Genomic DNA, 20,834 nt, shown 5'->3' with positions numbered 1-20,834 from the left:
TGCAGAGGGTCACACATGACTTCCCAGGAACCCGTTCACGTCCCGTCCCGAGTCGGCATCGGGCCGATGTCCCGCAACGCCGTCGACGCGACCATCGCCGTGGCGGCGCGGCACGGGCAGCCGTTGATGTTGATTCCCAGCCGCCGCCAGGTCGAGGCGGCCTCGCAGGGCGGCGGCTACGTCGAGGGGTGGGACACCGAGGCGTTCGCCGACTACGTCCGGTCCCACGACCCGAACCGCCTCGTGCTGCTGTGCCGCGACCACGGCGGCCCGTACCAGTCGGTGCGGGAGCGCACCGAGCGCCTGTCCGGCGACGCCGCGATGGCCTCGGCGCTGGAGTCCTACCAGGAGGACATCCGCCGCGGTTTCGACCTGCTGCACATCGACACGTCGATGGACCTCGACGGCGTGGCCGACCCGGACCTGGCGGTCCGCCGCGCGGTCGAGCTGTACGGGCAGTGCGTGGAGTACGCGCGGTCCATCGGCGCGGCCACCATGTTCGAGATCGGCTTCGAGGACCAGGGCCACGACACCAACCACCCCGGCGAGTTCGAGGAGCAGCTGGACGAGGCGCTGGCGCTGCTGGCCGCCGAGCGGCTGCCCAAGCCCACGTTCGTCGTCGCGCAGACCGCGACGAAGGTCCAGGAGACCCGCAACGTCGGTGCGATGATCACCGCGCCGGCCGCCGTCGCGTTCACCGTGCGCGCGCTGGTCCGGGCCACCGAGCGGCGCGGCATCGCGCTCAAGGCGCACAACTGCGACTACCTGGACGAGGCCACGATCCGCACGCTCGACGCGGCGGGCGTGCACGCGATGAACATCGCGCCGGAGTTCGGCGTGGTGGAGACCCGCGAGTTCGTCGCCGTGCTGGAGGAACTGGGACTGCGCGTCCAGCTGGAACGGTTCCTGGCGCTGGCCTACGAGTCGCGCTCGTGGTCGAAGTGGATGTCGCCGGACACCCGCGCGTCCGACTACGACCGGGCCGTCATCGCCGGTCACTACACCTTCAACACCGAGCAGTTCCGGGAGATCAAGCAGGTCGCGCACGAGGTCGCGCAGGCGCGCGGCTTCGACCTGGACACCCGGCTGCGCACCGCGGTGGAGCGGGCCGTCGAGCACTACACCACGCCGCTGCGCACCGCCCCCGCCCGGACCGATGCCGTCGCGTTGACCGCGACGGGCGTCTGAGAGGTACACGATGACCACGATCGCACCACTCGCGCACGACACCGGTGCGCAGGAGGACGCGCTCATCGCCGAGCTGAGCGCGGAGTTGTCCGCGACCGTCGAGGCGGAGCTGACCGAGGGCGGTTCGCCCGCCCGCCTCGTGCGGCTGCGGATGCGTGACGGCTCGCTCCAGGTGCTCAAGCTGCTGGTCGACATGCCGGGTGCGGTCGACGGGCACGACCTGGACTCGTTCCGGGTGAAGCTGCGCCAACTGGACAAGATCCGCGCGGACGCGCCCGACCTGGCCGCCGTCTACACCGAGAAGCTGCGCGAGTTCCACGGCCAGAACTGGGCGGCGTACACGATGCCGTTCTACCCCAGCGAGGACGTCGCCGCCTGCCTGCGGTCCGACACGCCCGACGTGGACCGCTTCTTCACCCAGCTCGGCACGACGTTGACCGCGCTGGCCGACCACGGCTGGCTGCTGGCGGAGTCGGAGGTGGGTCCGGGCACGATCGCCGACATCCACGCCGACCGGCTGGAGCGGCGGTACTGGCTGCTGAGCAAGCACCTGCCCGCGGAGTACGTGGAGGGCGACCGGATCACCATCAACGGGCGCTCGTGCCGCAACCCGCTGGCGATCGCGAAGCTGCTGCGCGACCGGCCCGAGCTGACCTCGGGCATCGACCCGGCGCGACTGCACTTCCCGGCGCACGGCGACCTCAACACGCGCAACGTGCTGATGACCGCGCCGGCCGACCCGGCGCTGCGCATCATCGACCCGCGCGGCTCGATCGCGAACTGGGACGTCGTCTACGACCTGGCGAAGTTGTTGTTCAGCCTCACCGTCTGGGACGTCGGCCTGCGCGAGGGCTTCGTCATCGACTACGGCGCCGACGAGGCGGTGTCGGTGGCGCACCGGGGCGGTCTGTACCCGGCGTACCGGCGCAGCGCCGAGGACCTGGTGGAGTTCCTGGAGAACCACGCCGGGGTGCGCGCGGTCGTGGCGCACGACCCGGGGTGGCGGGACAGGTTGCTGCTCTCGCACGGCTTCCACCTGCTGGCCGAGGCCGCGTGCCGGCTCTCGGACATCAAGAAGCGCGCGGGCGCGGGCAGCGCGGTGGACCTGAGCCCCATCGAGCTGGCCGCCGGCCACTACCTGTTCGGCGTGTTGTTCCTGGAGGACGCCGTGGCGCAACTGGAGGAGCACGGTCGGATCGACCCGCGCCGACACCTGTCCCTGCTGCCCGCCTGACGCCGCCGAAAGGACACCGAGATGAACCTTCGCTGCACCGCCGTGCTGTTCGACCTCGACGGCGTGCTGGTGAACTCCGAGGCGGCGATCCAGGCGATGTGGCGGCGCTGGGCGGTGCGGCGCGGGTTCGACCCGGAGGAGGTCGTCGCGCTCACGCCGGGACGGCCCGCGGTCGACACGATCCGCATCGTGGCGCCGGAGCTGGACGCGCCGGCGGAGGCGCTGGCGCTGGAACCGGAGCAGATCGCCGACCTGGCCTCGCTCGAACCGGTGCCCGGGGCCCGCGACCTGGTCACGAGCCTGCGCGCGGGCACGTGGGCGGTGGTCACGTCCGGCAGCCGGCTCGTCGCCACGACCCGGCTGGACACCGTCGGGATACCGAAGCCCGAGGTGCTGGTCACGGCCGACGACGTCACCGCCGGGAAGCCCGCGCCGGAGGGCTACCTGTCGGCCGCGCGGCTGCTGGGCGTGCCGCCCGGGGAGTGCGTGGTCGTCGAGGACGCGCGCAGCGGGGTGCTGGCCGCGCGGGCGGCCGGGATGCGGGTGGTGGGCATCGCGGGCCCGCAACTGGGGCCGGTGGCGGACGTGGAGCTGACCGTGCCCGACCTCGGCGCGGTGCGTGCCCGGTACGAGGACGACGGGCTGGTGCTGGCCGTCGACGGGCGGGTCACGGCGGTGTGACGCGTGGTCGCGACGTCCGGCCCGGGTGCTGCCCGCGGCCGGGCGTCACTCCGCCCGGACGGCGAACAACGCGGTGAGGAAGTCGTCGGCTTCCTCCTCGGCCAGCGCGTCGCGCAGGGCGTCGAGGTAGACCTCGCGGGCTTCGTCGACCTTGCGCCGGCCCTTCTCGGTGATCTGCGTGTAGACGCCGCGCCGGTCGTTGAGGCAGTGGTAGCGTTCGGTCAGCCCTTCGCGCTCCAGCCGCGTGACGAGGCGGCTGAGCGAACTCTGGTTGAGCGGCACGGCGTCGGCCAGCACCTGCTGGCGCAGGTGGCCGCCGTCGTCGGAGAACGCTAGCGCGGACAGGGCCGTGTACTCGGACAGCGACAGCTGATGGGTGCCGAGCGCGCGTTCGAGGCGGTCGTTGACCCGGCTGACCGCGAGCCGGAGGCGGTGCCACTGGCGCTCGGTCTCCGTGGGCAGCTCGATCCTGGGCTGTGGCTCCGCGGCCTGCGCCATCAAGCACCTCCTTCACGGATCAGTTTGCATCAGCAGCACTGCGCTGGACAACATGCGTGCCAGCATAAGCTTGACACGCATATTAGTTCTGCACAAACTATGCACATACATACTCTTTGGCCGCTCAGTCGTGACGGCCGCGTCCGGTGAAGGGGGCAGTGCGGTGCCACTCGCACTCGTCGCGCTGATGATCAGCAGTTTCGGCATCGGCACCACGGAATTCGTGGTCATGGGCCTGCTGCCCGAGATCGCGAACGACCTGTCCGTCAGCATCACCTCGGCGGGTCTGCTGATCTCCGGCTACGCGCTGGGCGTCGTCGTCGGCGGCCCCGTGGTCACGGCGCTGGGCACGCGGCAGTCCCGCAAGACCATGCTCGTGCTGCTGATGGGCCTGTTCATCGTCGGCAACCTGCTGTCCGCCCTCGCGCCCGGCTACGGCCTGCTGATGGCCGGCCGGGTGCTGGCCGCCGTCTGCCACGGCGCGTTCTTCGGCATCGCCTCCGTGGTCGCCGCCGACCTGGTGGCACCGGACAAGCGCTCCCGCGCCATCTCGCTGGTGTTCACCGGGTTGACCGTGGCGAACGTGGTCGGCGCGCCGCTGGGCAACTGGATCGGCCAGGACCTGGGCTGGCGCTCGACCTTCTGGATGATCACGGGGATCGGCCTGGTCAGCCTGGTCGGCGTGGTGACGATGGTGCCGGCCACGCCGAAGCCCGTCGACGCCCGCATCGCCAGCGAACTCGCCGTGTTCAAGCGCCTCCAGGTGTGGCTGGCGCTGGCCACGGCCGCGTTGTCGATCGGCGCCCTGTTCGCGTCGTTCAGCTACATCGCACCCCTGATGACCGAGGTCACCGGCTTCTCGTCGGGTGCCATGACGCCGCTGCTGGTGTTGTTCGGCGTCGGGCTGGTCACCGGCAACCTGATCGGCGGGCGCTTCGCCGACCGCGCCCAGCTGCCCACGCTGTACGTGGCGCAGGCGGTGCTGGCGGTGGTGCTGCTGGTCTTCGTGGTGACCTCCGCGAACAAGGTCCTCGCCGTGATCACGCTCGTGCTACTGGGCGCGGCGGGCTTCGCCACCGTGCCGGGCTTCATGACCCGGGCCATCGACAAGGCGGCGGGCGCGCCCACGCTGGCCTCGGCCGCCGCCGCGTCCGCGGCGAACCTGGGCATCTCCGTGGGCGCCTACCTCAGCGGCGTCGCGATCGACGCGGGTGGCGGCTACACCGCGCCGAACCTCGTGGGCGCGGCGATGGCGGTGGCCGCGCTCGCGGTGACGCTGGTGTCGGGGTCCTTGCAGAAGCGCACCGCCCCGGTGCCGGCGGAAGCCACCCCGTGAGGGCACCCGGTGTGCTCACGTTGGGCGTCGAGCTGCCGCTGGACAACGACTGGTCGCCGGACGCCGTGCCCGGTGGCCGGCTGCCCGGCGAACCCGACCTCGCCGCCCACCACGACCGCGCGGTCCTCGCCGACCGCCTGGGCTTCGCCGCCCTGTGGCTGCGCGACGTCCCGCTGTACGACCCGTCGTTCGGCGACGCGGGCCAGGTCTTCGACCCGTTCCCGTACCTGGGTTACCTGGCGGCGGTGACGTCCCGGATCGTGCTGGGCACCGCGGCGATCGCCCTGCCGCTGCGGCACCCGTTGCAGGTGGCGAAGATGGCCGCGACGGTCGAGCGGCTGTCGGGCGGCCGGCTGGTGCTCGGCGTGGCGTCCGGCGACCGGCCGGTGGAGTTCCCGGCGTTCGGCGTGGACCACGCCGCGCGTGCCGAACTGGTCCGCACCGGCGTGGCGGCGTTGCGCTCGGCGTGGGCTCCGGGCACGACCGCGGTGCTGCCCAAGCCGTCCGGCCACCTGCCGCTGGTGATGGCCGGGCGCGGTGGCCAGACCGTCGCGTGGATCGCCGAGCACCTCGACGGCCACTTCACCTACCACCGCCCGCCGGCGGCGATGGCGGAGGTGGCCGACTACTGGCACCACGCGACACCGGTGTTCAAACCCCTGCTGACGACCATGCTGGTCGACCTCGCGGAGGACCCGAACACGCCGACGCACCCGATGCGGTTCGGCGCCCGGCTGGGTGCGAAGGAACTGGTCGAGTACCTGGACCGGCTGCGCGCGGTGGGCGTGAACCACGTGGCCCTGAACTTCCGCCCGTCCCGCCGCCCGGTCGAGGAGGTCATGGAGGAGATCGCCCGCGACGTCCTGCCCGGCTTCACGCCGTGAGGGGTGCTGTCGGTCGTTCGACCGACAGCGCGCGGGCGTGTCCGCGGTTAGCTTGCCGCCGACCCCATGACATCCATCCGGAGGAGCACCATGACGACCACCCGGCGCGTTCTCACCGGTCTGGCCACCGCAGGTCTCGTCGTCTCGGTACTCGGCGTGGGCTCCGCCAGTGCCGCGACCGGCAAGATCTTCATCTCCAACAACTGCGGCAAGGCGGTCTCCACCACGATCCACCGCACCAACGGCTCGATGATCGCGGGCACGGGGGCCGCCCCGGCGGGCAGCTACCTGGGCTACCCCGTCAGCCCCGGCACCTACGAGGTCCGCGTGCCCGCCGGCAACCGGCAGGTGCGGATCCTCGACCTCGGCAGCAAGGCCCACACGGCCGTCGTCAGGGCCTGCTGATCGGTCCGGGAACGGCCGGTGCGGGCGCGGTGGGCGGGTCGGGTTGCCCGACGGGGAGTCCGGCCGTCCACTCCGGCCCCGGAAGCCCGTTGAGCCGGACCTCGTTCCCGGACGACCCGGTGGTCCAGCCCCGGGTCGTGACCGACTCGCCGGCTCGGGCCGGTGCCCTGCCGGACGCTCCCGGCAGGGCACCGGATTCCTACGCCACGGCCGCGTACGCCACGGCCAGCAGTGCTCCCGGTCCGATGATGAGGCCGAGGCTGTAGACGCCGAGCAGCGGCTTGTCCTTGGCGAACATCTTCACCTGCAAACCGATCGCGGTCACCAGGACGGCGATCAGCAGAATCATCACGACATAAGACATCTACGGATTCCTCACGAGGGCGTGGGCGCACGTCGGCGCCACCGTCCGCAGTCGCTGGTACGACCTCGCTGACGGCGCCCGGATTTCCGACACCTGGTTCGCGTCAGGAGATCGGCGGAGCCCTGCTGGACCAGGGAACCGCCGCCACGACCGCCGGTCCGGAACGCTCCGCCCCGCAGAGCCACAGCCGTCCCGGTCGGGGAGGCGTGCCGAACGCCCACGGGCACACGGCCCACCAGGTGTCCGCTTGCACCTCGGCCGGCGCGTACCGCACCGCGGACGACACCCGCAGCCACAACCCGCGGTCGTCGTGCATGGACGGTGCGGACGACACGCCGCCTTGGGGCAGCTCCCCGAGCCCGGCCGGGCCCGTCGCCACGCCGAAGACCATCAACGCCGACGCGAACAGCAGCCCGAACCGGCTCGCCCACGTCACCGCCCGCACGTCGCCAGGTCCCCTCGTCGTTCTGAGTCCCCACAGCCTACGCACGGCGGCCCGGCGTGCCGAGCTGCGCATTCAAGAAGGCTGCAAAGAATTGCCGTACCGGTTCGGTGTACTCCGGCGCACCACGAATTCCCGGGGCGGGAAGCGGATGGCGGAGCGCTCGTGCGTCGAATGCTCCTCCGTTCTGCGGCATCCGGGTACACCGATGGAACAGGAGCAGGTAATGGGACGATTGGGCCGAATGATGTCGTTGGCGGGCGTGGCAGCCCTGGTCGCCGGCACGTTCTTCCTGCCCGCCGCGGCAACGGGGAGAACCGACCCCGTGCCCGCCGCGGCGTCCGCACCGGACCTGGCGCGGCCGACGATGCTGAACATCAGGTCCAACTACAACAACCGGTGCCTCGAAGTCCGGGACGGCAACCCCGGGAACGGCGCCATGGTCACCATGTGGGACTGCACCGGCTGGCCGTCCGAGCTGTTCGACATGGTCAACGGGCAGATCGTCAACGCCATCAACGGGAAGTGCCTCGACGTCGTGGCGTCGAACGGCGAACTCGGGGGAGCCGTGAACATGTTCGACTGCCACCGCGAGTGGCCCTCCCAGCAGTGGTGGTGGGACGGTTCCCAGATCCGCACCCGGTTGACCGGCAGGTGCCTGGAGATCTCCGCGGCCAACCCGGGACTCGGGGCGACCGTCCAGCTGTGGAACTGCACCGGCACCGCGAACCAGCAGTGGCGGCACGGCTGACCCGCTGACCCAACCGGCGGCCTCGGGTACCACCCGGGGCCGCCCTGTCGTCGGACCCCTCCGGCCGCATCGGAGGTGCACCTCGCCGTGGGTGAGCAGTTGCGCGCACTCCTGGCCCGGTGGGACGTCAGTCCGGTGAGTACCTGCGACTCGCGGAAGCGTTGCCGCACGCCGAAGACGCGCGCCTCGACATCGCCAACGCCCCCGACGCGATGAAGGCGGGTCACGTGCTCGCCGAAGGGGCGTCGCGGATGGCGAGCAACACCGCATGACACGCCACGACACCCGGGAGGGGTCCCAACTGCGGTCGACAGGGTGAGGTTCCTGACGAAAGGAGACCTCATGCGACGACGCAGGAGTCCTGTCATGGCGGTGTTGTTCACCTTGGCCGTGACGGGTGTGGTTCAGCCGGTGGCGTGGGCCGCGGAACCGGGGGTGCCGTTCGCGGGTGATCGGACGCAGGCCGCGGTTCGCAACGGGTGGGGATCGCCGTTGCCGATCTCCGACGAGTTCGACCGCGCCGGGGCGGTGGACCCCGCGAAGTGGGCGGTGCCCAGCGGATCCGAGGGTGGCACTGCCGGGTGTTGGCCGGGGCACGGTGGGAACGGCCGCCGGTGTGCCAAGAACACCTCGGTGGCCGACGGCGTCATGACGATGCGCGGGGAGGCCAACGGGGACACCGGGTGGCTGCGGCAGAAGCTGGACCGCCAGTACGGCCGTTGGGAGATCCGGTCCCGCTCCCACAACACCGGCCCCTCCGGCGGGCTCTACCACGTGCTGCACCTGATCTGGCCGACCTCGGGCAAGCGGTTGGTCGACGGCGAGTACGACTGGGTCGAGTACGGAAACCCGGACGCCCAGTGCCTGGAGGGGTTCCTGCACCACCCCAAGAGCCCCAAGGACAAGAAGATCCACCTCGAACGCTGCCCGGTGGACATGACCGAGTGGCACAACTTCGGTTTCGAGTGGACCTCCTCCGGGCTCGTCGGCTACGTGGACGGCGTGGAGTGGTTCCGGCGGTCGGGTGGGGCCGGCTCCGATCGCGGTGACATCCAGGCGATGCCGTCGGGTCACCTCAACATCCAGCTCGACAACTTCACCGGTTCCGGCGGCCTGCGCCCGGCCGTGTTCGAGGTCGACTGGGTCCGCGTCTACGACGCCTGATCCGCCGCCGCGGGTGCCACCGCACCGAGGGGTGTGGCACCCGCGGCCCGCTGGTCGGGAGGGGTCCTGGGCCAGTGGTGCCACGCTGCGCGCCATGAGCGATTTCGACGTGGCCATCGACACTCTTCACGAGGTGGTCGGGAAGCACGGCGCGGTGCGTGACGACCTGGTCGCGACCAACCGGCAGAGCCGGTTGCTCGCCCGGATCGAACCGCCGATGCCGGACCCGGCGACCACCTCCTTCACCACCGCGGCCTCCCGGGCGGGCCAGGCGCACCTCGACTCGGTCGCGGGGATCGAGCGGGAGTTGCAGACGCGGATCGAGGAGTTGAAGGCGTCGGTCGACCAGTACGCGCGGACCGAGCAGGCCAACCACCGGCGGGTGGGGGGATGACGATGGGGCTCAGCGGGTTCGAGATCTACCGGATGGTGTCGCAGGGCACCGGTGCCGACGGGTTGAACCAGGCGGCGGACGTGTCGAAGGACGCGCGCACGCGGATCCAGGGCCTGGGCGACGAACTGGGTCGGCTCACCGCCGAGATGCTGACCGCGTGGCGCGGCAACGCCGCGGACACGGCGGCGCGGGCCGTGCGGCCGATCGAGCAGGCGCTCCAGCAAGCGCAGGAGACGCTGGACAAGACCGACACCTCGTTGCGGACCCAGGCGCAGACCTACGACGTGCTCAAGCAACAGGTGCTGCCGATGGCGACGTCGCAACCGCCGGAGCTGACGCTCCTCGACGAGTTGACGCCGTGGGACACCGACAACGAGGTCGCGCGCAAGGAGTGGTTCGAGGCCGACTCGAACAACCGCCGCGTGTACCAGGAGTACGTCGCGGCAACGGCGCGGAACGAGGCGATGCTGCCGGTCGCGCCTCAGGGCGGGGCCGGCGGACAGGGCGCGGCCACCACCGTGCAGGCGTCGAGCGGGGACGGCGTGCGACCCGCGGGGTCCGCGCCGCCGCAGGTCGGCAACGCGGGCACCACCACGCCCTCATCGGCTGGGTCGGCTGGGTCGGCGGGCGGCGAGGCGGCCTCCGCTCCGCCGTCGACCGGCGGCGGTGGCAGGACTTCGGGCAGCAGCGCCGGCGGCGACGGCGCGGCCGCGGGGCGGGTGCCGATCGGTCAGCCGACGCCGAAGCAGCAGCGGGGTGACCGGACGGCGGTCGCCGACTGGTCCGCCGGTGTGCCCGGTGGAGTGCCGCTCGCGCCTCGCCCGCTGTCGGCTGTGGACACCGCGCACGTCTCGAACGTCCCGAAGGGCGACCACCTCGCCGGCGGCGCCGCGGTGCTGCCGGGTGGGATCGGCATCGGCGATCCCACCGGTACCAGGGCGCAGCGGACCCCACTGGCCCCGGGTGAGCGCTCCGCCGTGCTCGGCAAGACGCCCGAGACCCCTGCCGCGGCGGTCGTCGCGCGCGGCACGACAGCGGCTGCCACGGGCGGAATGCCGGGCATGGGTGGCGTCACGCCACACGCCGCACGCGCACGGGAAGAGGACAAGGAGTACAAGCGCGCGGTGCACCTGGACGAGAACTCGGAAGCACTCATCGGCCGGCTGCCCGACAGCGTGGCGCCCGTGATCGGGGAGGACTGATGTTGCGCGAGCCGGTGGTGTTGTCCGACACGGCGTTCGACGTGCTGTGGCACCGCGAAGACCTCGGCGAGCACCACACCCTGCTGCACGTGCCGCCCGCCGAGGCCGACGCCCGGGAAGTCGAGCAGTCGTTGCACCGCGAGGGCGTGCGGGTGGACGACGTGCGGGAAGCGTTGCGGGTGCTCGCGTTCGCGGACTCCGAGTGCTTCGGCTGGATCGCGTACGACCACGAGGTGACGTTGCCGGTCATCGCGGCCAAGGCCGGGCGGGACGGGGTGTTCGCCTTGCGGGACAACGGTCACGTGCGGATCGGCGCGCTGGACGGCGATCCGTCGGACACGCTCGCGGCCTGCCTGCCGGAGGTGCCGCCCGGCCGGGGATCGTCCATCAACGCCCGCGCCGAGGAAGCGCCGGGGTCGCGGGCGCTGGCCGAGTTGATGCGACGTCCCCGGACCGGCGTCGCGAAGCTCTTCGCGGCCAAGCGCGAGCGGTACGGTCGGCGCAGGCGTTCGGAGTCGTTCGTCACGACGATCGACTGCCCGGACGGTCGCTGGCTGGTCGTCCGCTACGTCGACGGCCGCGGGCAGCGCTGGGTGCACGCGACCCCCGCGACCCGCCCGATCGTCAAGGAGTGGCTGCGCCGCATCGGCGACTGACGCCGGCGGCGGGCCGGTCGCGCCACCGGCCCGCCGCCCCGGTCAGCACAACTCGTCCAGCACCGCCAGATCCGGTGGCACCAGCGTGGTCGAGAGCACGAGTTCGCTGAGCAGGTTGTGGTTGAGCGAGTTGCCGACCGGCTCGCCGACCTCCTCGCGGCGCAGGCCGTGCACACCGGCCGCCGACAGCCGCTGCCGCACGTCGGCGACGACGCGGTCGACCCGCTTGACGTCCCACCCGCGGTCCGGCTGTAGCTCCGCCATCATCTCCGCGACGTGTTGCCTGCCAACGGGTTGCGGGTTCGCCTCGTGCAGGAGGTAGCGCTGGCCGAGCACGACGAGCAGCCGGTGCTCGTCGTCGCTGAGCCGCCACCGCTTCGGCTGCACCGTGGCGGTGCTGTGCGCGGTGGTGGGTTGCCTGCCGTCGTCCCCGGCGACGTAGACCTCCAGCAGGTGCTCGCGGTCGCGGGAACCACGCACGAACAACGGCGTGTAGCCGTCGGGCAGCAACAGCGGGTCCTCGTCCTTGAACAGCAACCGCGTGCGGGGCAGGCGGATCGGCAGCTGACCGGTGTTGCGGACCCACCACCGGCCCGCGTGCCGCGTGAGCAACCCGTGCTGCCGGCTGACCCGGAGGTCGGTCTCGCCGACGCAGACGTCGACCTCGGGCCGGTTGCGGCCGAACCGGATCGTCCTGCCCTCCACCGGTTCCGCGCTGACCCGGCCGCTCACCGCGAGCACGACGACCGCACCCGGGTCGGTGTGCGGCACACCGCGCACCAGGCTGTCATGGTTCATGAGCGCTCCTCGAAGTCGCCTGGGTGAACCAGTCTGACGACCCGCGACGGGACCCCTCCCGGTCAGCGGTGCATGTTGTCCGCGGCCGTTTTCGTGAGCTGTTCGGCGGTGGCGCACCGCTGCTCCGCCGGCTGGTCGTTCTCCACCGTCACCAGCAACACGTCCACCAAGGCGCGTTCGGGTTGGTTCGACGGGGGATAAGGCACCCGGTAGGTGCACTCGTCGCCGGACACCTCCCAGTAGGCCACGTGGCCGCCCACGGTTCTGAGCTGCCCCTCGACATCGGATCTGCTGGCGTGCTGGTCGTAGCGCACGTGGACCTTGGAATTGGTGATGGCCGTGTACCACTTGCACGACCAGCCGCCGAAGACGTCCACACCGGCGGTCAGGCCCGGCAGCGCGTCGTCCGGCAGCAGCTCGCAGGCGTCGATGTGCGCCGCCGACCCCGGCGGGAAGTTCTCGGCGCGCCGGGGGATCGGGCCTTCCCGGAGCACCTCCCGCACGGTGCCCACGGCGATGTCGGCGATCCGGCACAGGTCCTGCGGCGAGTCGGCCAACCCGGCGGTCACCCGGACGCCGTACCGGTCGTCGACCAGCACGACGCGGTTGCACTCCGAGTCGCCCGAGGGGATGTCCAGCACCTCGAACGGCGGCGTCGCGATGGTGCGCCAGGTCTGGGCCCGCGTCTGCGACGCCATGGTCACCAACTGGACCTCGACGTCGAGCTTCTTCTCCCGCCGCACGTCGATCAGCACGTCGCAGCGGTTGAAGTTGGCCCAGCGGGGTTTCAGCTCCGGCGGGCCGAACTCGGCGAAGTCGCTCGCGCGGAGCAGCGCGCACGGCTCGGCGGTGCGCTCGTCGCCGATCAGGCCGGGCGGGTCCGATCGCGTCATGGCCACGACCGCGACCGCCAGGCCCGCGATGACGACGCCCGCGCCGACCAACTGCGCGCGCCGGCGGCGCCAGGGCGGTTCACGGGCGGGCGGCGGGGACGGCGGAGCCCAGTCGCCGACGATCTCCCGCAACCGCCGCCGCACCTCGTCCGCGGTCGGACGCCGATTCGGCCGGTGGTCCAGCATCCCGGTCATGAGCGGCGCCAGCGGGCCGTCCGGCACGGTGATCCGGCTGTCGCGGGCACGCGCGAGCACGGTGACCGGGTCGCCGGTGCCGAACGGCGGTGCGCCCGTCAGCGCCGCGTACATCGTCGCGCCGAGCGAGAACACGTCCGACGGCTCGCGGGCGGGTGACCCGGCCGCGACCTCCGGCGCGGTGTAGGCGGGTGTGCCGCTGATCCGGGCGTCGTCCGCGCCGGTCGCCTCGTGCCAGACGGAGATGCCGAAGTCGGTGAGCTTCGCGAGGTCGTGGTCGCCGAGCAGGATGTTGCCCGGTTTCACGTCGCGGTGCACGATCCGATGCGCGTGCAGGGCCGCGAGCGCGCCCGCGACCTGCATCCCGATCCGCGCGACCCGCTCCACCGGCAGCGGTCCGCCCACGACGACCTTGTCGAGGCTGTCCGCCGCCATGTGCTCCATGACCAGCCAACCGTCGTCCACCCAGTCGTGGACCGCGATGAGGTTCGGGTGGTGCACCTGGGCCGCGATCTCGGCCTCCCGCCGGAGCTGCCGGTTCTCGTCCGTGCTCACCGCCTCGTGCGGGCGCTTGAGCGCGACCTTCCGCTTCAGCTTCGTGTCGAACGCGGTCCAGACGGTGCCACCCGAACCCGAGCCCTTCGCGTCTTCCAGCCGGTAACGGCCGTCAACCACATCGCCCGTGCGCACTCTGCGCAGCCTAGCCAATTCGGCGGGTGCCCACTATGCGCCAATGGCGAGAAGAAAGTCGATCAGGAGTGCGTGACGGTGAGCCCGTACACCGTTACCTGCCCGAAGTTCTTGCTGCTGCACGGTTTGGAATTGCCGCAGTGGGCCTGGGTGTAGGCACCTGCCTTGAAGTAGCCGCCGGTGAAGTCGGCGTCGATGGTGTCGATCAGCCGCCCGTTGTAGAACGCGCGCACCTCACCGCCGCTGACCTCGAACTTCGCCTCGAACCGGGTGCCGAGCACGTAGTTGTCGGTGATGAGCTTGTGGTTGGTGGTGTCGCCCTTGGTGAGCCACAGTTTTTCGCCTTCGAGGCGGAATACCGTCACGTCGTCGCTGGAGTCGTGGATCTGACCGGCCACCACGTACGGGCGCTGCTTGGGCAGTTCGGTGATCGCCTGGTCGATCACCATGGTGTGCCTGCCGGATTTGGCGGACCAGCTCGCGAGGCGCGAGCCGTTCATCTCCCGCAGTTCGGAACGGGGATTCTTGCTGTTCGGCGTCGTCACGCCGTTGACCGGTGCGCGGAACCGGACACCCGCGCAGTTCTCGCCGACGACGAACCACGGGTCGAGCGCGTAGTCGTCCAGTTGCGGCTGGGTGATCTCCAGCGGCTGCGTGCCGTCCTTGTCCGGGTTGTCGATCGGGAGCGTGACCTTCCAGTTCCGCAGGTCGAGCACCCGTGCGGGCTTGTCACCGCACGGCTGCGGCGCGCCCGCCTCCCGGACGTCCACCTCGGTGATCGAGTTCCAGCCGTTGCCGGACGAGTTGCCGTGCCCGACGATCCGCACGTACCGCGCCGAGGTGTCGGGGATGTCGTAGCGCTCCTGCCGCGACGTCTTCCGGCTCGTCACACCCGATGCGCGGGTGTCCCAGGCGGTGCCGTCGCCGGAGGTCTGCACGTCGAACAGCGCCGTGCGGGTGTCTCCCTTGTGCCACGCGATGTCCAGTCCGGACACCGTCTTCGCGGCGCCGAGGTCGAACCGGATCCACGCGCCGTCGCCCTGCGCCGACCACCGGGTGTTCAGATCGCCGTCGAGGACGTTCGCGGCCACGTTGCCGTCGTCGCCGCTCGCGATCACCCCGCTCACCGGCAACTCCGCCGCCGCCGTGCCGGTCGCCAGCAGCGAGAGCACGGCGGTGAGCGTCAGGATCTTCCTCATCAATGCCTCCCAAGGGGTTCGGCGCACCCTAGGAAGCCGTGCGCGGGAGGGGTCCCGCTTCGTCGTGCCGGCGCGGAATAGGCTGTGGTCCGACACGAGGGACGGCGATGCGACCACTGACTTTCCACGACGGCGGGGGCGACGAGCGGAAGTGGCTTCCGGGCGGGGCGCAGACCGCCCTCGAAGCGCTCCAGGAGTTCGTCGACGAGCACGAGGGTGACACGTCGGTCTCCATCAAGGGCGAGGACGACGAGGCGCTGGTGTTCTCGTTCGGCGCGGGGAGCATCAGCCGGACCAAGGGGGCGCGGACCGAGTACCGCCTCGTCACCAACCGGGGCGATTACCGGACCCAGTTGGCGAACTTCGCCCGCGGTGGTTTCGCCGCCCTCGACCGGCACGGTCCTTGGTTGCCGGACGTTCCCGGCCTGGAGCGCGCGCGACTCCGGTTCGAGTTCGACGGTTCCGTGCTGCGCCGAACGCACCCGCGCGAGCTGCGTCGTCGGTTGGCGGTCCTGACGTACGCCTCCGGCCGGGAGCCCGTGTCGGTCGACGGGGTCACGCACTGCGGTTTCGGCACCGTCGACTCCTGGTTCGCCGATGACGGTCGCGGGCTGGTGGTGACGTTCGACCCAGCCAGTGCGCTGGTCGATGCCGCCGGGTTGTACGACGGGGTGCCGGCGGACCTCCTGGGTCTGGTGCCGCACGGTTCTTCGGTGCCCGCGACGGGCGTCTTCACCTTCTCGGGCCCGTGCGCCATGGCGGAGGGCCTGGTGTCCCGCTTGCAGGAGGCCGGGTTGGGCGTCGAGGACACCGGGGTCGGCCTGCTGGAGGGTTTCCTCGCGATGGAGGACTTCACGCCCGCCGCGGTGGCGGAGGCCGTGGAGGGGTGGAGGGCCGAGGACGTGGCGCGGGGTTTCGCCGCGGTCGCCGAGCCCGCGCGGGCCGCGCTCGACCCGGGTGCGGTGACGAGCTTCTGCCGGATCTGGGCGGACTCCGGGTACAACGACCGCTGGGACGTGCACTACGTCTTCTTCGACGGGGACGCGGTCGAGGACGTGGGCGAGGAGCGGGACGAGTTGCTGGGGCTGGTGCGGGCGCTCGGGCTTGAGCGCGTGGACGGCCCGCCGGGCGCCGGTTCCGGTGAGGTATGGGTTCGCACTGATCCCCGTGTGGACGCGGAGCTGGCACGCTGGTCGTGACGGAGCCGCGCGGTCGAGCCGGTGCTCAGGGCCGGCTGTCGTCGGGCAGGCGGGCGCGCAGGGTGGCGGCGAAGTCCTCCGCACGGGCCAACTGGACGCGCAGCCGGTCGATCTGCTCGACGGCGACCCGCTCGTAGCCGCGCACGCGCTCCACGAGGGCCTCGCGCTCCCCGGCGTCGAGGCCGCCCCCGTCGAGGCGGTCGGTGGCGGCCAGCAGGTCGCGCATCTGGTCCAGGCTGAAGCCCAGCGGCTTCATGCGGCGGATCACCATCAGGCGGGCCACGTCGGTCTCGGTGTAGAGGCGGAAACCGCCGGGGGAGCGGGCGGAGGGCGTGACCAGGCCGGTTTCCTCGTAGTGGCGGATCGTGCGCAGGGACAGCCCGGTGCGCGTGGCGACCTCGCCGATGCGCATGCGCCCGTCGCCCACGTCCGCCGTCCTTCTCGTGCGCGGGATGTCCGACACACCCCGGCCAAACCTACCCTAACGTCAGGGTAGAGTCGGCGAGCGGCCTGCCGCGCCGTCGTGTCGGGGTCGGTGTCGCCTCCGGTGGGACCACCACGGAGAGCGCGACCCGGCACCGCCGTCCCACCCCGCACACCCCGGCCCGGCCGGAGGTGTGCCCGAGCACGACGGGTACCTGCTCCCTTGTCCTCTCCCACACGCGCGTCGGTCCCCGCCTGGCTGCGCGACCCCAAGGTCTGGCGCACCGAGGTCCTGGCCGGCCTCGTCGTCGCGCTGGCGCTGATCCCCGAGGCGATCTCGTTCTCGATCATCGCCGGTGTCGAACCCGCCATGGGCCTGTTCGCCTCGTTCACCATGGCGGTGGTGATCTCGGTGGTCGGCGGTCGCCGCGCCATGATCTCCGCCGCCACCGGTGCCGTCGCGCTGGTCATCGCCCCGCTCAACCACGAGCACGGCCCGGGGTACCTGGTCGCCGCGGTCATCCTCGCGGGCGTGTTCCAGGTCGTGCTCGGCGTGCTCGGGGTGGCCCGCCTGATGCGCTTCATCCCGCGCTCGGTGATGGTGGGCTTCGTGAACTCGCTGGCGATCCTGGTCTTCCTGGCGCAGGTGCCGGAGATCCGCGACGTCCCGTGGCCGGTCTACCCCCTCCTCCTCGGCGGGCTGGTGCTGATGGTGTTCTTCCCGAAGATCACCACCGTGGTGCCCGCGCCGCTGGTGTCGATCGTGGTGCTCACCGCCATCACGGTCGGCGCGGGCATCGCCGTGCCGACCGTCGGCGACAAGGGCGCGCTGCCCTCCTCGCTGCCGGTGCCGGGCCTGCCGGACGTCCCGCTCACCCTCGACACCCTCACCGTCATCGCCCCCTACGCCTTCGCCATGGCGCTGGTCGGGCTGATGGAGTCGTTGATGACGGCCAAGCTGGTCGACGACATCACCGACACCCGCTCCGACAAGACCCGCGAGTCGATCGGCCAGGGCGTCGCCAACGTCGTCACCGGGTTCTTCGGCGGCATGGGCGGTTGCGCGGTGATCGGCCAGACCATGATCAACGTGAAGGTCTCCGGCGCGCGCACCCGCCTGTCGACCTTCCTCGCCGGCGCCTTCCTCATGGTGCTGTGCATCGTCTTCGGCCCGATCGTCTCCGACATCCCGATGGCCGCGTTGGTCGCCGTCATGGTCATGGTCTCGTTCGCGACGTTCGACTGGCACTCCATCGCTCCCCGCACCCTGCGCCGGATGCCGCTCGGCGAGATCACCGTCATGGTCGTCACGGTCGCCTGCGTGGTGATCACCCACAACCTCGCGGTCGGCGTCGTGGTCGGCTCCATCACCGCCATGGTCATCTTCGCCAAGCGCGTCGCCCACGTCGCCGAGGTCACCGCCGTCACCGACCCGGACGGCGCCACCGTCGTCTACCGCGTCACCGGGGAGCTGTTCTTCGCCTCCGCCAACGACCTGGTGGACCGGTTCGACTACGCGAGCGACCCACCCCGCGTCGTGGTGGACCTGAGCGCGGCGCGCATCTGGGACGCCTCCTCGGTCGCCGCGCTCGACGCGGTCCGGACCAGGTACGCCCAGCGCGGCAAGGCCGTCGAGATCACCGGCCTCGACCCGCGCAGCGCGCGCCTGCACGGCAGGCTCACCGGTGAGCTGAGCGCGAGCCACTGACCGCCGCTCAGGAACCCGCCGCGACGAGGTCGTCACCCGGCAGCTCGATGCTCATCTCCCCGCCGGGGTTGACGATCAGCGTCGTGCCCGCCAGCACGGGCAGCAGCGCGCGTCCCGGCACCTGCGTGGTCCGCACGCCCGCGGGCAGGTAGGCCGGTGACGAGTAGACGGCCAGGAACCGCGTGCCGGACGGGGTCCGGCCCAGCCGGAGGTTGCCGCGGGGATCGGTTTCCGCCAGGAACCGGCCCTCCAGCACGGCTTGGAGCACGCGCTCCTGCGGCAGCCAGCCGGCCGCGACGAAGCCGAGCACCGCCTCGAAGTCCGACTGCGGCTCCGGGTAGCCGCGCCGGCGGGGGGAGGGGCGGTAGGACGGGTTCAGGTGCGTTTCGCCGGTCAGCTCGCCGGTCGGGCCGACGCGGTACGCGCCCAGCAGCGCGAAGTCCGGCACGCCCTGGATGAAGCGCGGGTCCACGTCGGGGTCGGCGCACCACACCCAGCCGCCCGGGTTGCGCAGCGCCTCGGCACGCAGGGCGTCCGTGACCGGTGGCAGGCCGGGGTGGTTCGGCGTGACCTCCTCGACGTCGCCCGACGCCAGGTAGTCCGCGAACGACCGGGGCAGCACGTACAGCCGCCCGCCGGCGGGCGACACCGCCGTCACCACCTTCCACGGACCGCGCAGCCGGTACCGGTGGTACTCGCGGCCCGCGTGCTCGGCGGGCAGCCCGCGTTGCTCGAACGGCGTGTCGGCGGCGTAGCCGGTGTTGCCGTCCGGCGTGCCGTACCGGTCGACCTCCAGGTCGACGGCCATCGTCAACGCCACCTCGCCGTACTCCGACAGCGGTGGGTCCACTTCGGACGCGACGGTGAACGGGGCCTGCCACCACGGCAGCTCCTCGTCCACGTCGTACCGCAGCGCGTTCTGCTCCAACTGCACGTGCCCGGCGAAGCAGGCGACCGCCTCGCGCACGTCCGCGAACCGCACGAGCCGCTGTTTTTCCTTGCCCTCGGCCCAGTACACGAGGTACCAGTCACCGTCACGGACCAGGCACCACGACTGGTCCTGGTGACCGCCCAGCCGGTAGTGCCGGGGACTCGTCTGGCACGTCCGCAGCACGTCGAACAACGGCTCCAGCGCCCGCTCGTACGCCTTCTCCGCCCGCGATCCGTTGTCGTACCGGCCCATCGCCAGGTCCGCCGCACGTCCCAGCGCGATCGACGGCACCCGCTCGGGCAGCCGGTAGCGCTGCCGCCGGATGTGGTCCACCAGGGGCAGAACCGGGGGCACGTAATACTTTTGCAGGTAGTACGCCACGGAGGTGTGCCACACCCACCGGCCGTCGGTCCGGTAGCCCACGGGCACCATGGGTTCGTCGTCGTCGCTCAACCGGTCCGCGGCCAACCCGCGCCCCGACAACGCGAGCGGCGCGCCGTCGAGGTACCGCAGGATCGCGGGCAGTTCCCGCGCACCGATCATCGGCCGGTACGCCGCGGGGCGGCCGTTCCCGTCGACGCCGTCGAAAACAGGCGCGATCAACGCCGCCGGCTCGGTTTCCGGGTCCACGAGGTCCGGGTACGCCAGCGCGCGACCAGCCGCGTGCTGCTGCACCTTCGCCGCCGCCTCGTACAGCCACGGGAAGATCGCCTCCGGGCGGCGCGGCAGCAACCGCAGCTCGTCCGCGTAGTGGTCCAGCTCCTCGCGGAACGTCATGGGCACGACCCACGCGGGCTTGGCCTCGATGTCGAAGTGCCGGCGCACGGGCTCGTCCCGGCTGAACTCGAACCGCGCCGTGGACCACACGCCGAACGTGGCCTTGTAGTCCCGCATCCGCAGCCGGTGCAGCCACTGCCCGACCAGCGGCGGCGGTGACCACGCGCGTGGCACGCCGTCGTCGGGCGTGACGGTCGCCTCCAGCTCGACGCGTCGCGCCGTGGCCCGGCACTCGACCGTGAACTCACGCCACCCCTCGGGCGCGAGCTTCGGCAGCTCCTCCTCGAAGGCGTCCAGCACCGACTCGTACCCGCGGGGCCACGAGTCGCCGGCGGGCACCACCGGGTACGGCGGCCACAGGCCCGGCGGTGGTGCGGCCTCGCGCACCTGCACCAGTCGTTCACCGACCGCCAGGTGTCCCTCGAACGGGTCGATGTCGGTCTGCTCCGGCACGCCGTCGGCGGGCACCCGCCACGTCCGGATCGACACCACCGACTCGAACTCCGACAACGGGATCCGGCGCACCGGCCGACCGCCCAGGTCGAACGGCGGCCAGCTCTCGTCCGCCGTCGCGTCGGGCGCGACGTAGGCCGTCGCCTCGGGCGCGTGCTCGAAGCGGAACGCCTCCGCGCCCCGGATCGCGATGTCGAACGGCTCGCTCACGCGGAGATCTCCCCTGCACTCGGTGCACCCGACGATATCGCCCGGCGGTCGGCGGCCGTCGGCGGAACGGCGGGAAACCGGTGGCGCGGCTGGTAGCGTTCGTCCCGCGGGCGCGCCCGGCGTCGACCGGGTCCCGCTTCCGGAGCCGAGTCCGACGAG

At 71.7% G+C, this 20,834-nt stretch carries 22 protein-coding genes; 14 read left to right on the top strand and 8 right to left on the bottom strand.

The features are described 5' to 3' along the window. The first annotated feature begins 15 nt into the window (after positions 1-15). From KZQ38_RS08855 to KZQ38_RS08845, 3 genes are read left to right on the top strand one after another with little or no spacing between them, the layout of a single operon-like run. Positions 16-1,188, top strand: coding sequence for a class II D-tagatose-bisphosphate aldolase non-catalytic subunit (locus KZQ38_RS08855; RefSeq protein WP_219440153.1), 1,173 nt, complete (start codon positions 16-18; stop codon positions 1,186-1,188). Positions 1,189-1,198: 10 nt separating this feature from the next. After that, complete coding sequence (locus tag KZQ38_RS08850) at positions 1,199-2,422, top strand: hypothetical protein (RefSeq protein WP_219440152.1); 1,224 nt, start codon at positions 1,199-1,201, stop codon at positions 2,420-2,422. 21 nt (positions 2,423-2,443) lie between these two features. Continuing rightward, positions 2,444-3,103 carry an HAD-IA family hydrolase gene (locus KZQ38_RS08845; RefSeq protein ID WP_219440151.1) on the top strand — a complete coding sequence of 220 codons (660 nt, stop codon included), beginning with the start codon at positions 2,444-2,446 and terminating at the stop codon, positions 3,101-3,103. 45 nt (positions 3,104-3,148) lie between these two features. On the opposite strand, the gene KZQ38_RS08840 is transcribed toward KZQ38_RS08845, so the two are convergent. Next, a complete protein-coding gene (locus tag KZQ38_RS08840) occupies positions 3,149-3,601 on the bottom strand; it encodes a MarR family winged helix-turn-helix transcriptional regulator (RefSeq protein ID WP_219440150.1) in 453 nt (150 codons plus the stop codon). Positions 3,602-3,764: 163 nt separating this feature from the next. Between KZQ38_RS08840 and KZQ38_RS08835 the strand changes: the two genes are divergently transcribed. The 3 genes from KZQ38_RS08835 (at position 3,765) to KZQ38_RS08825 (ending at position 6,226) form a co-directional block, all read left to right on the top strand. Beyond that, positions 3,765-4,937 (top strand): MFS transporter, encoded by a 1,173-nt coding sequence (locus tag KZQ38_RS08835; RefSeq protein WP_219440149.1) that lies wholly within the window; start codon positions 3,765-3,767, stop codon positions 4,935-4,937. After that, positions 4,934-5,821, top strand: a complete 888-nt coding sequence (locus KZQ38_RS08830; RefSeq protein WP_219440148.1) for an LLM class oxidoreductase — start codon at positions 4,934-4,936, stop codon at positions 5,819-5,821. The genes KZQ38_RS08835 and KZQ38_RS08830 overlap by 4 nt, the downstream gene beginning before the upstream one ends. 90 nt (positions 5,822-5,911) lie before the next feature. Continuing rightward, the gene (locus KZQ38_RS08825; protein ID WP_219440147.1) at positions 5,912-6,226 is read left to right on the top strand and encodes a hypothetical protein; all 315 of its coding nucleotides are present in this window, start codon (positions 5,912-5,914) and stop codon (positions 6,224-6,226) included. Positions 6,227-6,425: 199 nt separating this feature from the next. On the opposite strand, the gene KZQ38_RS08820 is transcribed toward KZQ38_RS08825, so the two are convergent. Together KZQ38_RS08820 and KZQ38_RS08815 are read right to left on the bottom strand one after the other, a co-directional pair. Then, the gene (locus KZQ38_RS08820; protein WP_219440146.1) at positions 6,426-6,590 is read right to left on the bottom strand and encodes a hypothetical protein; all 165 of its coding nucleotides are present in this window, start codon (positions 6,588-6,590) and stop codon (positions 6,426-6,428) included. Between the two features lie 103 nt (positions 6,591-6,693). Beyond that, positions 6,694-7,026 (bottom strand): hypothetical protein, encoded by a 333-nt coding sequence (locus KZQ38_RS08815; protein WP_219440145.1) that lies wholly within the window; start codon positions 7,024-7,026, stop codon positions 6,694-6,696. Between the two features lie 250 nt (positions 7,027-7,276). Here KZQ38_RS08815 and KZQ38_RS08810 point away from each other — a divergent pair, with 250 nt between their 5' ends. From KZQ38_RS08810 to KZQ38_RS08785, 6 genes are all read left to right on the top strand, one after another. After that, positions 7,277-7,783 carry an RICIN domain-containing protein gene (locus KZQ38_RS08810; RefSeq protein ID WP_219440144.1) on the top strand — a complete coding sequence of 169 codons (507 nt, stop codon included), beginning with the start codon at positions 7,277-7,279 and terminating at the stop codon, positions 7,781-7,783. 119 nt (positions 7,784-7,902) lie between these two features. Further along, a complete protein-coding gene (locus tag KZQ38_RS08805) occupies positions 7,903-8,055 on the top strand; it encodes a hypothetical protein (RefSeq protein ID WP_219440143.1) in 153 nt (50 codons plus the stop codon). A gap of 94 nt (positions 8,056-8,149) precedes the next feature. Then, on the top strand, positions 8,150-8,947 hold the full coding sequence (locus tag KZQ38_RS08800) for a glycoside hydrolase family 16 protein (RefSeq protein WP_219440142.1): 798 nt from the start codon (positions 8,150-8,152) through the stop codon (positions 8,945-8,947). Between the two features lie 94 nt (positions 8,948-9,041). Further along, on the top strand, positions 9,042-9,341 hold the full coding sequence (locus tag KZQ38_RS08795; protein WP_219440141.1) for a hypothetical protein: 300 nt from the start codon (positions 9,042-9,044) through the stop codon (positions 9,339-9,341). Beyond that, positions 9,338-10,543, top strand: coding sequence for a WXG100 family type VII secretion target (locus tag KZQ38_RS08790; protein ID WP_219440140.1), 1,206 nt, complete (start codon positions 9,338-9,340; stop codon positions 10,541-10,543). Before KZQ38_RS08795 ends, KZQ38_RS08790 begins: the two co-directional genes overlap by 4 nt. Beyond that, entirely contained in the window at positions 10,543-11,199 is a 657-nt protein-coding gene (locus KZQ38_RS08785) for an ESX secretion-associated protein EspG (RefSeq protein ID WP_219440139.1), read from the top strand. The genes KZQ38_RS08790 and KZQ38_RS08785 overlap by 1 nt, the downstream gene beginning before the upstream one ends. A gap of 42 nt (positions 11,200-11,241) precedes the next feature. Here the strand turns inward: KZQ38_RS08785 and KZQ38_RS08780 are convergent, their stop codons facing one another. The 3 genes from KZQ38_RS08780 to KZQ38_RS08770 all read right to left on the bottom strand — a co-directional run bounded on the left by KZQ38_RS08780 (position 11,242) and on the right by KZQ38_RS08770 (position 14,974). Then, positions 11,242-11,997, bottom strand: coding sequence for an FHA domain-containing protein (locus KZQ38_RS08780; RefSeq protein WP_219440138.1), 756 nt, complete (start codon positions 11,995-11,997; stop codon positions 11,242-11,244). A 62-nt stretch (positions 11,998-12,059) separates the two neighbouring features. After that, positions 12,060-13,775 carry a serine/threonine-protein kinase gene (locus KZQ38_RS08775; RefSeq protein ID WP_219440137.1) on the bottom strand — a complete coding sequence of 572 codons (1,716 nt, stop codon included), beginning with the start codon at positions 13,773-13,775 and terminating at the stop codon, positions 12,060-12,062. Positions 13,776-13,837: 62 nt separating this feature from the next. After that, positions 13,838-14,974, bottom strand: coding sequence for a polysaccharide lyase family 7 protein (locus KZQ38_RS08770; protein WP_219440136.1), 1,137 nt, complete (start codon positions 14,972-14,974; stop codon positions 13,838-13,840). Between the two features lie 107 nt (positions 14,975-15,081). On the opposite strand from KZQ38_RS08770, the gene KZQ38_RS08765 reads away from it, so the two are divergent. Then, positions 15,082-16,173, top strand: a complete 1,092-nt coding sequence (locus KZQ38_RS08765) for a DUF6357 family protein (RefSeq protein ID WP_219440135.1) — start codon at positions 15,082-15,084, stop codon at positions 16,171-16,173. A 25-nt stretch (positions 16,174-16,198) separates the two neighbouring features. Here the strand turns inward: KZQ38_RS08765 and KZQ38_RS08760 are convergent, their stop codons facing one another. After that, positions 16,199-16,585 (bottom strand): MerR family transcriptional regulator, encoded by a 387-nt coding sequence (locus KZQ38_RS08760; RefSeq protein ID WP_219440405.1) that lies wholly within the window; start codon positions 16,583-16,585, stop codon positions 16,199-16,201. Between the two features lie 234 nt (positions 16,586-16,819). On the opposite strand from KZQ38_RS08760, the gene KZQ38_RS08755 reads away from it, so the two are divergent. Then, positions 16,820-18,304 (top strand): SulP family inorganic anion transporter, encoded by a 1,485-nt coding sequence (locus KZQ38_RS08755; protein ID WP_219440134.1) that lies wholly within the window; start codon positions 16,820-16,822, stop codon positions 18,302-18,304. Positions 18,305-18,311: 7 nt separating this feature from the next. On the opposite strand, the gene KZQ38_RS36960 is transcribed toward KZQ38_RS08755, so the two are convergent. Continuing rightward, positions 18,312-20,675 carry a type VII secretion system-associated protein gene (locus tag KZQ38_RS36960; protein ID WP_219440133.1) on the bottom strand — a complete coding sequence of 788 codons (2,364 nt, stop codon included), beginning with the start codon at positions 20,673-20,675 and terminating at the stop codon, positions 18,312-18,314. Positions 20,676-20,834 lie beyond the last annotated feature (159 nt).

The sequence above is a fragment of the Saccharothrix obliqua genome, assembly GCF_019375475.1.
Lineage (GTDB): Bacteria > Actinomycetota > Actinomycetes > Mycobacteriales > Pseudonocardiaceae > Actinosynnema > Actinosynnema obliqua.
This window is presented reverse-complemented; position numbering and strand designations above follow the sequence as displayed.

What these genes read in the sequence shown, in the direction of transcription:
- KZQ38_RS08795 (WP_219440141.1), top strand. Translation starts at nt 9,042, where the DNA reads ATGAGCGATTTCGACGTGGCCATCGACACTCTTCACGAGGTGGTCGGG.
- KZQ38_RS08790 (WP_219440140.1), top strand. Translation starts at nt 9,338, where the DNA reads ATGACGATGGGGCTCAGCGGGTTCGAGATCTACCGGATGGTGTCGCAG.
- KZQ38_RS08810 (WP_219440144.1), top strand. Translation starts at nt 7,277, where the DNA reads ATGATGTCGTTGGCGGGCGTGGCAGCCCTGGTCGCCGGCACGTTCTTC.
- KZQ38_RS08770 (WP_219440136.1), bottom strand. Translation starts at nt 14,974, where the DNA reads ATGAGGAAGATCCTGACGCTCACCGCCGTGCTCTCGCTGCTGGCGACC.
- KZQ38_RS08855 (WP_219440153.1), top strand. Translation starts at nt 16, where the DNA reads ATGACTTCCCAGGAACCCGTTCACGTCCCGTCCCGAGTCGGCATCGGG.
- KZQ38_RS08800 (WP_219440142.1), top strand. Translation starts at nt 8,150, where the DNA reads ATGGCGGTGTTGTTCACCTTGGCCGTGACGGGTGTGGTTCAGCCGGTG.
- KZQ38_RS08780 (WP_219440138.1), bottom strand. Translation starts at nt 11,997, where the DNA reads ATGAACCATGACAGCCTGGTGCGCGGTGTGCCGCACACCGACCCGGGT.
- KZQ38_RS08760 (WP_219440405.1), bottom strand. Translation starts at nt 16,585, where the DNA reads ATGCGCATCGGCGAGGTCGCCACGCGCACCGGGCTGTCCCTGCGCACG.
- KZQ38_RS08765 (WP_219440135.1), top strand. Translation starts at nt 15,082, where the DNA reads ATGCGACCACTGACTTTCCACGACGGCGGGGGCGACGAGCGGAAGTGG.
- KZQ38_RS08850 (WP_219440152.1), top strand. Translation starts at nt 1,199, where the DNA reads ATGACCACGATCGCACCACTCGCGCACGACACCGGTGCGCAGGAGGAC.
- KZQ38_RS08845 (WP_219440151.1), top strand. Translation starts at nt 2,444, where the DNA reads ATGAACCTTCGCTGCACCGCCGTGCTGTTCGACCTCGACGGCGTGCTG.
- KZQ38_RS08820 (WP_219440146.1), bottom strand. Translation starts at nt 6,590, where the DNA reads ATGTCTTATGTCGTGATGATTCTGCTGATCGCCGTCCTGGTGACCGCG.
- KZQ38_RS08840 (WP_219440150.1), bottom strand. Translation starts at nt 3,601, where the DNA reads ATGGCGCAGGCCGCGGAGCCACAGCCCAGGATCGAGCTGCCCACGGAG.
- KZQ38_RS08785 (WP_219440139.1), top strand. Translation starts at nt 10,543, where the DNA reads ATGTTGCGCGAGCCGGTGGTGTTGTCCGACACGGCGTTCGACGTGCTG.
- KZQ38_RS08825 (WP_219440147.1), top strand. Translation starts at nt 5,912, where the DNA reads ATGACGACCACCCGGCGCGTTCTCACCGGTCTGGCCACCGCAGGTCTC.